Source organism: Sphingosinithalassobacter sp. LHW66-3 (genome assembly GCF_050703275.1).
Taxonomy (GTDB): domain Bacteria; phylum Pseudomonadota; class Alphaproteobacteria; order Sphingomonadales; family Sphingomonadaceae; genus Sphingomonas.
Genome location: NZ_CP193482.1, coordinates 1,776,603 through 1,789,753 on the forward strand (window position 1 = coordinate 1,776,603; position 13,151 = coordinate 1,789,753).

The 13,151-nt window shown below is 65.5% G+C and carries 14 protein-coding genes; 4 read left to right on the top strand and 10 right to left on the bottom strand.

Annotation, left to right across the window (positions count from 1 at the left end; genetic code table 11):
* Positions 1 to 110: 110 nt before the first annotated feature.
* Positions 111 to 1,319 carry an LL-diaminopimelate aminotransferase gene (locus ACQ450_RS08665; protein ID WP_431468963.1) on the bottom strand — a complete coding sequence of 403 codons (1,209 nt, stop codon included), beginning with the start codon at positions 1,317 to 1,319 and terminating at the stop codon, positions 111 to 113.
* Positions 1,320 to 1,508: 189 nt separating this feature from the next.
* Here ACQ450_RS08665 and ACQ450_RS08670 point away from each other — a divergent pair, with 189 nt between their 5' ends.
* The 3 genes from ACQ450_RS08670 (at position 1,509) to clpS (ending at position 4,634) form a co-directional block, all read left to right on the top strand.
* Positions 1,509 to 3,254 carry a PHA/PHB synthase family protein gene (locus tag ACQ450_RS08670; RefSeq protein ID WP_431468964.1) on the top strand — a complete coding sequence of 582 codons (1,746 nt, stop codon included), beginning with the start codon at positions 1,509 to 1,511 and terminating at the stop codon, positions 3,252 to 3,254.
* Between the two features lie 110 nt (positions 3,255 to 3,364).
* Positions 3,365 to 4,129 carry a TIGR01841 family phasin gene (gene phaP, locus ACQ450_RS08675; RefSeq protein ID WP_431468965.1) on the top strand — a complete coding sequence of 255 codons (765 nt, stop codon included), beginning with the start codon at positions 3,365 to 3,367 and terminating at the stop codon, positions 4,127 to 4,129.
* Between the two features lie 175 nt (positions 4,130 to 4,304).
* A complete protein-coding gene (gene clpS / locus ACQ450_RS08680; RefSeq protein ID WP_431471192.1) occupies positions 4,305 to 4,634 on the top strand; it encodes an ATP-dependent Clp protease adapter ClpS in 330 nt (109 codons plus the stop codon).
* Between the two features lie 9 nt (positions 4,635 to 4,643).
* Here the strand turns inward: clpS and ACQ450_RS08685 are convergent, their stop codons facing one another.
* Complete coding sequence (locus tag ACQ450_RS08685; RefSeq protein ID WP_431468966.1) at positions 4,644 to 5,396, bottom strand: Crp/Fnr family transcriptional regulator; 753 nt, start codon at positions 5,394 to 5,396, stop codon at positions 4,644 to 4,646.
* Between the two features lie 102 nt (positions 5,397 to 5,498).
* Here ACQ450_RS08685 and murA point away from each other — a divergent pair, with 102 nt between their 5' ends.
* A complete protein-coding gene (gene murA / locus ACQ450_RS08690; protein ID WP_431468967.1) occupies positions 5,499 to 6,782 on the top strand; it encodes a UDP-N-acetylglucosamine 1-carboxyvinyltransferase in 1,284 nt (427 codons plus the stop codon).
* A gap of 4 nt (positions 6,783 to 6,786) precedes the next feature.
* Here murA and ACQ450_RS08695 read toward each other — a convergent pair whose 3' ends face one another.
* From ACQ450_RS08695 to lgt, 8 genes are all read right to left on the bottom strand, one after another.
* Positions 6,787 to 7,254, bottom strand: coding sequence for a DUF4126 family protein (locus tag ACQ450_RS08695; RefSeq protein WP_431468968.1), 468 nt, complete (start codon positions 7,252 to 7,254; stop codon positions 6,787 to 6,789).
* 211 nt (positions 7,255 to 7,465) lie between these two features.
* Positions 7,466 to 7,906 carry a PA2169 family four-helix-bundle protein gene (locus ACQ450_RS08700; RefSeq protein ID WP_431468969.1) on the bottom strand — a complete coding sequence of 147 codons (441 nt, stop codon included), beginning with the start codon at positions 7,904 to 7,906 and terminating at the stop codon, positions 7,466 to 7,468.
* A 66-nt stretch (positions 7,907 to 7,972) separates the two neighbouring features.
* Positions 7,973 to 9,283, bottom strand: a complete 1,311-nt coding sequence (locus ACQ450_RS08705; RefSeq protein ID WP_431468970.1) for a cystathionine gamma-synthase family protein — start codon at positions 9,281 to 9,283, stop codon at positions 7,973 to 7,975.
* Between the two features lie 64 nt (positions 9,284 to 9,347).
* Complete coding sequence (locus ACQ450_RS08710) at positions 9,348 to 9,806, bottom strand: hypothetical protein (RefSeq protein WP_431468971.1); 459 nt, start codon at positions 9,804 to 9,806, stop codon at positions 9,348 to 9,350.
* A 62-nt stretch (positions 9,807 to 9,868) separates the two neighbouring features.
* Positions 9,869 to 10,639 (bottom strand): peptidoglycan editing factor PgeF, encoded by a 771-nt coding sequence (gene pgeF, locus ACQ450_RS08715; RefSeq protein WP_431468972.1) that lies wholly within the window; start codon positions 10,637 to 10,639, stop codon positions 9,869 to 9,871.
* Entirely contained in the window at positions 10,636 to 11,169 is a 534-nt protein-coding gene (locus tag ACQ450_RS08720) for an N-acetyltransferase family protein (RefSeq protein ID WP_431468973.1), read from the bottom strand. Before ACQ450_RS08720 ends, pgeF begins: the two co-directional genes overlap by 4 nt.
* Positions 11,142 to 12,188, bottom strand: a complete 1,047-nt coding sequence (locus ACQ450_RS08725) for a class I SAM-dependent methyltransferase (RefSeq protein WP_431468974.1) — start codon at positions 12,186 to 12,188, stop codon at positions 11,142 to 11,144. Before ACQ450_RS08725 ends, ACQ450_RS08720 begins: the two co-directional genes overlap by 28 nt.
* A 4-nt stretch (positions 12,189 to 12,192) precedes the next feature.
* On the bottom strand, positions 12,193 to 13,083 hold the full coding sequence (gene lgt / locus ACQ450_RS08730) for a prolipoprotein diacylglyceryl transferase (protein ID WP_431468975.1): 891 nt from the start codon (positions 13,081 to 13,083) through the stop codon (positions 12,193 to 12,195).
* Positions 13,084 to 13,151 lie beyond the last annotated feature (68 nt).

Sequence of the window (13,151 nt, forward strand, 5' to 3'; positions counted from 1 at the left end):
CAAGGCTGCATGGCGGCGCAGCGCCGCCATGGCAAGCCGCGTTCAGCGAAGCGGCGAGAGGCGACGCACGTCGATCGCCGCGTCGTGATCCGCCGGGTCCGCCCGCGCTCCTATCCCGATTGCGCGCCCGGGGCATTCACACCCATCGACTGGAGATAGCGCTTCACGTTGCGCGCCGCCTGGCGCAGCCGCTGCTCGTTTTCGACCATCGCAATGCGCACATAGCCCTCGCCATTCTCGCCATAGCCGACCCCCGGAGCCACCGCGACCTTGGCATGGGTGAGCAGTTGCTTGGAAAACTCCAGGCTGCCGAGATGTGCGAGCGCGGGGGGCAGCGGCGCCCAGGCGAACATCGATGCGGCGGGAGCGGGAATCTCCCAGCCGGATCTCGCGAAGCTCTCGACCATCACGTCGCGGCGCTTGTGATAGAGCTGCCGGTTCTTCTCGACGATGTCCTGCGGCCCGTTGAGCGCGGCGCAGGCGGCGGCCTGCACCGGCGTGAAGGCGCCGTAATCGAGATAGCTCTTCACTCGCGTCATCGCGGCGATCAGCCGCCGGTTGCCGACCGCGAACCCCATTCGCCATCCGGCCATCGAATAGGTCTTGCTGAGCGAGGTGAACTCGATCGCCACGTCCTTGGCGCCCTTCACCTGCAGGATCGAGGGCGTCGGCTTGCCGTCGTAATAGAGCTCCGAATAGGCGAGATCTGAAAGGATCCACACCTCGTTCTCGCGCGCCCAGGCGACGAGCCGCTCGTAGAAGGCGAGATCGACCGTCTCGGCTGTGGGGTTCGACGGATAATTCACCACCAGCACGCTTGGGCGCGGCACGGTGAAGTACATCGCGCGCTCGAGACTTTCGAAATAGTGGTCGTCCGGCGTGGTCGGCACCGCGCGGATGGTGGCGCCTGCGATGATGAAACCGAAGGTGTGGATCGGATAACTCGGATTGGGCGCCAGGACGACGTCGCCGGGCGCGGTGATCGCCGTGGCCAGGCTGGCCAGCCCCTCCTTCGACCCCATGGTTACCACCACTTCGGTCTCCGGATCGAGATCGACGCCGAAGCGGCGCGCATAATAGTTGGCCTGCGCCCGCCGCAGCCCCGGAATACCCTTCGACTGAGAATAGCCGTGCGCGTCAGGTTTACGCGCGACTTCGCACAATTTCTCGATCACATGGTCGGGCGGCGGCAGATCGGGATTGCCCATGCCCAGATCGATGATGTCCTCGCCGCCGGCCCGCGCCGCTGCCCGCATCGCATTGACTTCGGCGATGACATAGGGCGGCAGGCGCTTGATGCGGTAGAATTCTTCGGACATTCCATTTCCCGTGACGAGGCTTTCGTGTAACGATCGTGCGCCACTCTAGGGCATTCGGAAGCGCCCGAAAATCCTGTGGCGGCATGTTTTTTCGCTGCCGTCCTGGCGCACAAGGGCTACGGGATTCCCACTGTCGAGGCGACGGTAAGACGGTGTTAAATGCACCGCACCCGAGGAGAGAGAAGCGCCATGGCCGAAGTCGGCTCGTCCCAACCGCCGCACCTGCCCTCTCTGGAAGATCTGCAGCACTGGACCTGGGTGCTGGGGCGCGCGCAGCAGTTGATGCTCGAACACGGGTTCGATCTAGCCGAGCGCCTTCCTGCCGCGCCTCCCTTCGGCCCGATGATCGATCCCACCGCGGCGGTGCGTGCTACCGCCGGCTTCTGGGCGGATACGATGCAGCTCTGGCAACGCTTTCTCGATCCCGATCACGCCGAACCCTTCGAAGAGACGCCCGAACAGGCGAAGGACAAGCGTTTCAAGGCGCCGCAGTGGCGCGAACAGCCGGTCTTCGATTTTCTGCGCCAAAGCTATTTCACGATCGCCGACCATCTTCTGAAGGGCGTCGATGCGATGGAGAACATCGACGAAAAGCAGCGCGAGCAGATCCGATTCGCCGCGCGCGGATTCGTCGATGCGATGAGCCCTTCCAATTTCCCGGCCACCAATCCGCTGGTGATCGAAAAGACGATCGAGACTCGGGGCGAGAATCTGTTGCGCGGTCTGCAGCACATGCTGAACGACGTGACCAAGGGCCAGCTCACCCAGACTGCGCCTGACGCGTTCGAGGTCGGGCGGAATCTCGCGACGACGCCCGGCAAGGTCGTGAAGCGCACCCCGCTCTACGAACTGATCCAGTACACGCCGACCACGGATGAAGTATATCGCACGCCAGTCCTCATCTTCCCGCCCTGGATCAATCGCTTCTACATCCTCGATCTCAACCCTGAGAAGAGCTTCATCCGCTGGGCGGTCGAGCGAGGTCTCACCGTGTTCGTCGTTTCCTGGCGCTCGGCGGATGCTTCGATGAAGGATGTCATGTGGGACGATTACATCGAGCGCGGCCAGATCGACGCAATCGACACCGTCCGCGACCTGCTGAAGGTCGATAGCATTCATGCGATCGGATATTGCGTCGCGGGTACGACGCTCGCGGCGACGCTCGCTGTGCTCGCCGCCCGCGGCGAAGCCGACAAGGTGAAGAGCGCGACATTCTTCACGGCGCAGGTGGATTTCAGCGAGGCCGGCGACCTGCACCTGTTCGTGGACGACGACCAGCTCCAGCTGATCCGCAGCTTGGCGAGCGACGGGTTCCTCGACGGCCGCTACATGGCGGCGACGTTCAACCTGCTCCGCGGCCGCGATCTGATCTGGAACTACGTCACCAGCAACTATCTCATGGGGCAGGACTATGTGCCCTTCGATCTGCTGCACTGGAATTCGGACGTCACCAACCTGCCGGCGAAGTGGCACCTCAGCTATCTGACCGACCTCTATCGCGACAACCGGCTGGCAGTCCCCGGATCGATCACGGTCGGCGGAACGCCGGTCGATCTGCGGCGCGTGACTACGCCCACCTATGTTCAGGCCGGACGTGAGGATCACATCGCACCAGCGCACAGCGTGTGGAAAATCACGCATCATTTTCAGGGGCCGCTCAAGTTCGTTCTCGCCGGATCAGGACACATCGCCGGGGTCGTCAATCCTCCGGCGGCGGGCAAATATCAGTATTGGACCAACGATGCTGGAGCCGACAGCCTCGCCGACTTCATCGTCGGAGCGAAGGAGACCAAGGGAAGCTGGTGGCCCGATTGGGCGGACTGGCTCAACTCGCTCGATTCGGTGAAAGTACCGGCCAAGGGCGCCCGTGTTCCCGGACGCGGCAAGCTCAAGTCTCTCGCCGATGCTCCCGGAGACTATGTCCGCGCGCGATAAGATCGGCCGAACACCCAGCGAGTACTTCGCTGCATTGCACAATAAGACTTGCAACCGCCTTGGCGGCGCGCTACATGCTGCACTGCAGCAACAGCACGAGGGAGGCCGTTATGGCCAGCAAGGGACCGAAGACCGGCGGGGCAAAGGCGCCTGCAGTCGCTCCGAAGCCCGCGTCGCGCCCGCGCAAGGTCGCGCCGAAGGCGAAGGTTGCTGCATCCGAGGCCGAGAAGAAAGCCGTGCCAGCGCCGATGGCGGAGACTGCGGTTCCGCCAAAGCGCGAAGAGCCGGCCGCGGCCCCGGTAGCAGTGCCGCAGGAACCGAAGAACGTCGAAGCGGCCGTCGAACCGGCGGCCGAAGCACCGGCGAAAGCCGTAGCCACAGAAGCCGTCGCCGCCGCACTGGTGGTGGAGGCGTCCGCCAAGAAGGAAGCCGAGACCATGGATACCACCGTCGAGACCAACGTGAACCGCGCCCAGGCGATGTTCGTCGACATGAACGAGCGCACCAAGGCCGCCGTCGAAAAGTCGACGAAGATGGTCGAAGAGATGAACGATCTTGCCAAGGGCAATCTCGAAGCGGTCGTCGAATCGAGCCGCATCACTGCCAAGGGTTTCGAGTCGCTTGGCCAGGAAGCCGCCGAATACGGCCGCAAGTCGTTCGAAGAGGCCACTGCTGCACTGAAGCAGATGGCCACGGTCAAGTCGCCTGCCGAGCTCTTCAAGCTTCAGAGCGATTTCGTCCGCAAATCGTTCGACAGCTATGTCGCCGAAGCCTCAAAAAACACCGAAGCGATGCTGAAGCTGGCCGGCGACGCCACCCAGCCGCTTTCGAACCGCTTCGCGGTCGCCGCCGAGAAGGTGAAGACCGCCGCCTGAGCGGTTATCGCACACGAAATCGAAGGGCGGCCGCACCCGATGCGGCCGCCCTTTTTCGTTGCCCTTGATCGCAGAAGCGCGACAATTCGCCGATTCCGCTCCGGCAGCCTTGCCCTCCGGAGGTCGGTGCAATATTTTCATGGTGATGGCAGTGGACCGCATTCACCCGAACCTGATGGCCGAGGATGGCGACCGCGACGAGGGAAACGAATCCTCCGTCGGTGTCGCGACGCGGACGCGCACCCGGACGAAGAAGCCGACGCCCTATCGCGTGCTGATGCTGAACGACGACTACACGCCGATGGAGTTCGTCGTTCTCGTGCTCCAGCGCTTCTTCCGCATGAGCATGGAAGACGCGACTCGCGTGATGCTGCATGTCCATCAGCGCGGCGTCGGCGTGTGCGGCGTCTTCAGCTATGAAGTCGCGGAAACCAAGGTGGCGCAGGTGATCGAGTTTGCGCGGCAGAACCAGCACCCGCTCCAGTGCACGCTCGAGAAGGCCTGAACGGGCCGCTCAGCCCGGCGCCGGCAGCCAGCTGAGATCCAGGCCCGTGTACCGGTTCACATAATTCGCCGCGCGTGCGAGCGCACGCTCGTCGAGCAAGGTCACGCGCCCGGAATCGCGCGCGATCAATCCCTCCTCCTCGAGCTGGCGGAGCATTCGGTTGACGTGCACCGCTGTCAGCCCGGTCGCGTCGCCGACTTCTTCCTGCGTCAGCCCCAGCGGAAAGACGTTCGTCATTTCCTTGTCGGTCGCACGAAGGCGGTTGCGCAATTCGAGCAGCAGCGCGGCCACCCGCGCCTTTGCCGAGGTGCGCCCCAGCGCCGCCAGCCGATCGGTCAGAGCCACGCGCTCGATCTGACAATAGACCAGGATCATCGCGGCAAGCCGGGGGTGGCTGCTGAAAATGTCGGAAAGCGCAGACCGGTCGAACGGGCAGACAACGCAATCCGAAAGCGCGCACAGCGTTTCAGGCGCCTCGCGATAGATCATGGCCGACACGCCGAGCATGTCGCCTGGAAACAGGAAGCGCAGAATCTGGCGGCTTCCGTCGTCCAGGATGACGTAGCTCATCATCAGCCCCTGGCGGAGCACGAACAGCTCGCCGCCCGATTCGTTCTCGCGCTGCAGCACGGCGCCGCGGCGCACGTGCCGCTGGCGTTCCTCAAGCGCATCAAGCGCCTGGCGTTCCCGCGAAGTGAGCGCGATCAGCTCGCTGAGAACATCTGCGAAGCAACTCGCGGACACGGTGTTCTTTCCCCCCATTCCAAGTGCAAAGCAGGCGTCTGGAATCAGCGCATTAAAATCGATCAAGCTGTGGCGATCGCCACCCTTGCACCGGCGTCGCGACTCATTAGAAGCCCCGAAATGGACCGCATCCTGATCCGCGGCGGCAACCGCCTGTCCGGCCGCATCGCAATTTCCGGGGCAAAGAACGCCGCGCTCACGCTGATGCCGTGCGCGCTGCTGACCGACGAACCGCTCACGCTACGCAACCTGCCACGGCTGGCGGACGTCGACAGCTTCGGACATTTGCTTAACCAGCTCGGCGTCTCGACGATGGTCGAGGGCGCGCATCCCACCGACTTCGGCCGAGTGATGACGATGCGCGCCGCGCGACTCACCTCGACCGTCGCCCCCTATGACATCGTGCGCAAGATGCGCGCCTCGATCCTGGTGCTGGGTCCGCTTCTCGGCCGAATGGGCGAAGCCACCGTCTCGCTGCCGGGCGGCTGCGCGATCGGAAATCGCCCGATCGACCTGCATCTGAAGGCGCTCGATTCGATGGGCGCCGAAATCGAGATCGCCGCCGGATATGTGAAGGCCACCGCTCCGGGCGGACGGCTGAAGGGCGGCCGGGTCAGCTTCCCCGTCGTCTCGGTCGGCGCGACCGAGAATGCAGTGATGGCGGCCGTCACGGCGCAGGGAACGACCGTGATCGAGAATGCCGCGCGTGAACCCGAGATCGTCGACCTGTGCAACCTGCTGACGGCGATGGGTGCCGTGATTGACGGCGTCGGAACCGAGACGCTGACGATCGAGGGCCGGGACAGGTTGCATGGCGCCACCTACCAAGTGATGCCGGATCGGATCGAGGCCGGCAGCTACGCCTGCGCCGCCGCGATCACCCATGGCGCGCTCGAGCTGTTCGGCGCGCGCGCGAACGACATGCGCGCGACTCTGGCGGCACTTTCGGAAGCGGGAATCACCGTCGAGGAGCGGCCCCGTTCCGTCTATATCGAAGCGTCGAACGGCATCGCGCCGCTGACGCTCTCAACGGCGCCCTACCCCGGCTTCGCAACCGACATGCAGGCGCAGTTCATGGCGATGCTGACGCGCGCGAACGGTGCCAGCGTGCTGACCGAGACGATCTTCGAAAATCGCTACATGCACGTTCCCGAGCTCGCGCGAATGGGCGCCGACATTCAGGTGCGCGGCCATGCGGCGGTGGTGCGCGGTGTCGACCGTCTGGTCGGCGCACCGGTGATGGCGACCGATCTGCGCGCATCGATGAGCCTCATTCTCGCCGGGCTCGCCGCCGACGGCGAGACGCAGGTGAACCGCGTCTATCATCTCGATCGCGGATACGAGCGGCTGGAGGAGAAGCTGCAGGGCGTGGGCGCCGATATCGAGCGCGTCGGCGACGGCTGAACCGCTAGACGAGCGCCACCGCAGCGATCGCAAGCGCCACGGCGAACCAGTCCTCGGCCAGCGCGGCGGGCATGTCGCGGCCGAACGCTTCGGCCAGTCTGCCGCGGCAGAAGAAGCCGCCATAGGTGCCGATCAGCGCCCCGGCCGCCCCCAGCATGACTCCGATCGGGAGCGACAGCGCAGCGGCAGCGGCGAGCGCGCCGCCGCTGAAGCCCCCGCTCGCGATTCGCGCGATCACCGCACCCGGGCGCCGGCGGCTCGGCGTGCGCGGATGCTTGTCCCCCAGCAGTTCGGCCAGAGCCAGCAACAGCAGCGGAACCGCCGCCCAGGGGCTGGCCAGCCAGGCCAGCGGCGTGTCGCCAAGATGCAGCAACTCGAGCAAGGCTGCGACTGCAACCGTGGCGAGCGGCGTGAAGGTTCGGCAGCCTCCCGACAGCCCAAGCAGCAACGCGAGGATCAGCACATGGGACATCGTGTTTCGGCTCTCCTCGACACGGCGCAGGCATTTCCACTCGCAGGCCAGCGTCGGCGCCTTCGCGGCAGCACACTCGCCGATGGATAGATCAGGAGGGGAGTTACCGCCAGCGCCCTGCCCGCGCCCTACGCGCGCAGCCGGCGCCGCCGCCCCTTCCGGAGCGCCGTCGCCGGCCGCAAATCCGATCCGCGAGGACCGAAACCGATGCTCAGGTCATCGAATGCTTGAGCGCCGACATCCGATCATGCGCAGCCTTCACCGAAGTATAGCATTCCTCGATCACCCGGCGCGCGTCGACAGTCAGCTCGCCGTCCTTCAGCGCCTTTTCGAACTTGGCCTTGATGTGGTCCTCACCGCGCTCGACTTCCTTTACGACCGCCGTGTCGTCGGTGCCGGTGACGGCGTTCTTCAGATCCATGAAGCCGCGGTGCGCAGCGCCGATCACGCCGCTGTCGTCCGCCGGGTCTCCGCCCTGGCGCCGGACTTCACCCTGAAGCCTGCTCGCGATCTCGCTGCGCTCGCGCGCCAGTCCCGCGAAAGTGTCCGCGAAGCGCGCGGACGCATCCTCGCACGCGTCGAGATAGCCTTTGCGACTGTCGAGCGTCGTTTTGATGAGATCGTTCAGAACAGAAATGTCATGGTTGCTCATGGGCTTCCTCCATTGGTTTTGCTTACGCTCAACCAACGGACGAAGCCCGTGATCTATCCGAACCGTTCAGATCGCTTCGAGCGCCGCGGCGAAATCGGCGATCAGATCGTCGGCGTCCTCGACTCCGACCGAGATGCGCACCAGATTGTCGGTGATGCCCAGCGCCGCCTTGCGGTCTTCCGGCACTGACAGATGCGTCATCGCCGCAGGATGGCTCGCCAGCGTCTCGGTACCGCCCAGACTCACGGCAAGCTTGGCGATTCGGAGTGAATCGAGGAACTTGAACGCCTCCGCCTCGCCGCCCTTCAGGTACAGCGAGAAAGTCGACCCCGCGCCGGTGCAGTGCCGCTGATAGATGTCCGCCTGCGCATCGTCCTTCAGGAATCCAAGATACCCGACCCGCTCGACCTTGGGATGGTCGCGCAGGAATTCGCACACCTTGGCCGCATTCTCGCCCGCGCGGCTCATGCGCAGTTCGAGCGTTTCGAGGCTGCGGCAGAGCATCCAGGCAGTGTTCGGGTCGCAGATGGTGCCGATCGTGTTGCGCATCGCGCGGATCGGATCGAGCGCCTTCTTGGTGCCGAGCACGCCGCCCGCCACCAGATCGGAATGGCCGCCCGCATATTTGGTGAGGCTGTACACCACGATATCGGCGCCGTGATGCAGCGGCCTTTGCCACAGCGGGCCGAGAAAGGTGTTGTCGATCGCGACCGGAGGCTTCTCCTCGTGATCGGCGAAGACCTTGTCGCGCGCGGCAGCGACCGCTTCCACATCGACCAGCATGTTGGTCGGGTTCGCAGGGCTCTCGAGATAGATCAGCGCCACGCGGCTGTCGCCGGCCCGGCGCAGCACCTGCTCGATCTCCTCGGGGCTCGCATCGGCAGGAAAGTCGATGAACTTCACACCGAATTTGCCGAGAATGCGGCCGATCAGCGTTTCCGTCGCCGCATAGAGCGGGCCCGAATGGATGATCGTGTCGCCAGGATTGCATGCGGCGAGGAACAGCGTCGCGATCGCCGACATGCCCGACGAGAAGGCAAGCGCCTCTTCGGCTTCTTCCCACACAGCCAGTCGATCCTCGAGGATCTCCTGGTTGGGGCCGTTGAAGCGCGAATAGACGAGCCCTTCGGCGCCGCCGGGCCGCTTGCCGGTGATCCCTTCGAAATGGCGCTTGCCGGCGGCGGCGCTGGGAAACACGAAGGTTGAGGTCGCGAAGATCGGCTGCTTCAGCGATCCTTCGGACAGCGCCGGATCAAAACCATGGCCCATCATCAGGGTCGAGGGCTTGAGCTTGCGGCCGCCGATTTCCTCGATATCGGGCTTCGGCCGGCGCCGCGGGGTGATGCCGGTCATGTCGGCTTCGGTTTCGTCCTTCATGCGATCTCCTCTCTGGGCTGGCCTATAGGCGGGCGTCGCCGCCGACAGAAGGTATCATCTGCAACTATTCCGACTTCTCCTGGCGCAGGCTGTTGATCGCGCTCACGATGAACGCCGCCGACCACGAGATGAGCACGAAGCCGATGACGGCCTCCACGGCGATCATCAGGCGCCACTCATGCGGGAAGCCTTCTTCGGGACGGCCGAGCGTGGCATAGGCGGAGGCCGAGAAATACAGCGCTTCCTCCGCCGTCTCGAGCGCGCCGATCACGCGATAGAAGACGGCGAACATCCCGATCTCGATCAGGTGCAGCGCGAACAGCGCGACGCCGAGTGCGCCGAGCCGCAGCATCGAGCGCGAGTTCACCTCGCGCTCCGCCAGATTCTCGGGCGCGAGGTTGAACAGTCGCATCACCAGCAACAGCCCCAAACCATGCACCATCGTCATCAGCAGCACCGAGAGCCCGGCGACGCCGAGTTGCGTGCCGAGCGTGACCGCCTGTTGCTGCGTTTGCGGATCCAAACCGGCCTCCCTGTCGCGGGACAAGCGCGCCGCGACAGATTGCGTTCCGAAGCGACGGGCGCTCAGGCGCCGGAGAGCGCGATGATGCTGATCTGACGCCCATAGTCGGGCTCGCCGCGGTGCGTGGCCCGGCGATAGCTGTAGAACCGCTCCGGATCGGCATAGGTGTCGAGCCCCAGTGCCTCGATGGTGCGAACACCCGCCGCGGCAAGCCGGTGGACCACATAGGCTTCGAGGTCGAACTGATGGCGCCCGGCGCGGCCATCGACGAAGAAGCGTTCGTTCTCCGGGCTCTCCTCGACAAATCGGCGGAAGAACCCGGCGTCGACTTCATAGCTGGCGCGCGCGATGCATGGCCCCACCGCCGCAATGATCCGCTCGCGCCGGGCGCCCAGCGACTCCATGAGCGACAGTGTCGCATCGGTAACGCCGCCGATCGCCCCCTTCCAGCCGGCATGGGCGGCGCCGACCACCTCGGCCTCACGATCGGCGAACAGCACCGGCGCGCAGTCCGCAGTGAGGATGCCGAGCGCCAAGCCGGGCCGATTCGTCACGAGCGCATCGGCGTGCGGGCGCAGCCGATCCGCGAACGGCTCGACCACGGCGACCGCATCGGGCGAATGGACCTGGTAGAGCGTCACCAGCGCGGCGCCCGGCGATACTGCCTCGGTCGCGCGGCGGCGGTTCTCGGCGACTGCCTCGGGCGCATCGTCCGAGCCGGGGCCGACGTTGAGCCCCGCGTGGACGCCGCTGGAGACCCCGCCCCGGCGGCCGAGGAATCCGTGCGCCACTCCGTCCAGCGCCGCCGCGCGGATCACCTCGACGCCGCTCATAGATCGAGACTCCAGATGCGATCGTCGTCGATCTGTTCACCGACCCGGAATTCGTAGCGGCCCACCTCGGTGAAGCCGTAGCGTGCATAGAAGCGCTGAGCACGGATGTTGTCGACGAAGACGCTGAGCACCATCCGGCGATAGCCTTCCGCGCGCGCTTTCGCGAGCGCCCAGTCCATCAGCACCGGCGCCACGCCCTCGCCCTGCCACGGGCCAAGGACGTAGAGCTGGTGCAGCTCGATCACGTCCGCGCCCCAACCGCCGGGAAACGCGACCGGCCCCAGCTTCGCAAAGCCGACGATTGCTTCCGCGTCGCGCGCCAGCCGCACGGCATAGCGCCGATCGGAGAGGTGCGAGGGCAGCCCTTCGTCGCCGAAGGTGGAATCAAGAAACGCAGCCAGATCGGACGCGCGATACAGGCTACCGAAAGTGTCGGTGAAGGCGCGCTTCGCCATGCCGGCGAGCGCCGGACCGTCCGCAGGTGCCGCGTCGCGATAGGCGATCACGCGAATCCCGCTGGTTCGGGCCAACCAGGCGCAGTGAGCCCGAGCATCTTGAACAGGCTGCCCATCTGCTCCGCCTCGGTCAGTCGGGAACGCGCCTCGGCGACTTCCTCCGCACGCGCCGGCGCGCTGCGGACCAGCGCCTCGGCACGCGGGCCGATTCCGAGCGCTTCCAGAAACGGCCCCTGCTCGACCGGGCCATGGGCGATCAGTTCCTCCGCTCGTGCCGCTTCGGCGAGCGTGGCAAAGTCCACATGCGCAGTGAGATCCTGCTCGCCCGGATCCTCGAACGGGTTGGCGAAGCGGTGACCGCGAACCGCCTGGAACGTGTCCCCCACTGCCGGCCCGGAATAGCCATAGTCGGCGATCAGCACGGCGCCGCCCTGTGCGGTCAGCCGCTTGGCGAGCTGTCGCATCAGCGCCACGCTGGCCGGCGAGGTTTCGAGGATCGAGCCATAGGGCGCATCGCGCAGCTCGGGCGGGATGATGCTGTCGAAGCTGCGATCGCCGACCACCGGCAGGAACAGCGTGTCCTGGCAGGCGACCAGACGCTCGCGCCAGCCTTCCGCAGTCTTGACGAGCTGGCGGATCGGCAGCGCATCGAAGAATTCGTTCGCCACCACCAGCAACGCACCGTCGTCGGGCACGCCGACGAGATCGACGTGCCATTCGGCGTCCGGGACCCGCTCGGCCTGCGCGGCCCGCAGCGTCGGGCTGGTCTCGATGAAATGCACCGGCGGCGCCAGCCCTGCCTTTGCCATCGCCCGCAGCGCATCCTGCGCAAGCGTGCCCCGGCCAGGTCCCAGCTCGACGTAGCGCGCGGGCGGGCGGCCGGCGCGGTCCCACAGATCAGCAAGCCACAGGCCGATCAGTTCACCGAACATCTGGCTTACTTCGGGCGCGGTCGTGAAATCGCCGCGTTCGCCCAGCGGATCGCGAGTTGCGTAATAATGCGCGTTCGCGGCGCCCATATATTGCGACAGGGGAATCGGCCCTGCGAGGGTGATCGCGCGGGCGAGGCGCTCGGGCAGATGCGGCTCGCTCACTGGCTCAGGCAACGCTTTCGCTGCCCCGCACCGGCGCGGCACGTGCGCTGCGCTTGTGTGCAGTGACGATCAGATAGATGCCGCCGGCGATCATGGGGAGCGTGAGCAGCTGGCCCATGTGGATGGTCGTGGCGAGGAAGGTTCCTTCGAACTGCCGATCCGGCTCGCGGAAAAATTCGACGAAGAAGCGCGCCAGGCCATAGCCGAGCAGAAAGACGCCGACGAGCAGACCCGGCTTCCACCGGGCGCGCGTCCGCCAGAACAGGAAGGCGAGCAGTGCGAAGAGCAGCAGCCCTTCGAGCCCAGCCTCATAGAGCTGGCTCGGGTGACGCGCCGGCTCGGGCCCGAAGGCCACCGTATGCGGGAAGACCACGGCCCAGGGAACGTCGGTCGGCTTGCCCCAGAGCTCGCCGTTCACGAAGTTCGCGCAGCGGCCGAGAAACAGCCCGATCGGAGCGCAGCAGGCGACATAGTCGTGGATGCGCAGCCAATCGAGCTTGTGGCGATGCGCCATCCAGATCAGCCCGAGCGATGTTCCGATCACGCCGCCGTGGAACGACATGCCGCCATCCCACAGCTTCAGCACCGAGATCGGATTGAGCAGCATCATCGGCTGATAGAAAAGGACATAGCCGATCCGGCCGCCCAGAATGACGCCGAGCGCGGCATAGACGAACAGATCGTCGGCATGGCGCTTCGCCATCGGCGCGCCCGGCTGCGCAATCAGCTTCAGCAGATACCACCAGCCGATCGCCAGCCCGGCGATATAGGCAAGCGAATACCATTTGAGCGCGAAGGTCGTCCCGAACAACGGGATCGAGAACACGTTCGGATCCAGCCCCAGATCGGTGAAAACCAGATGCGAACTGGCGGCAGCGAGGATGGTCTGGAGCACGCTTGGAGGACCCTTTCCCGGGCGGTTCGCGCGTCCCATAGCGTGCGCGTCGAGGAAACCCAAGCGCC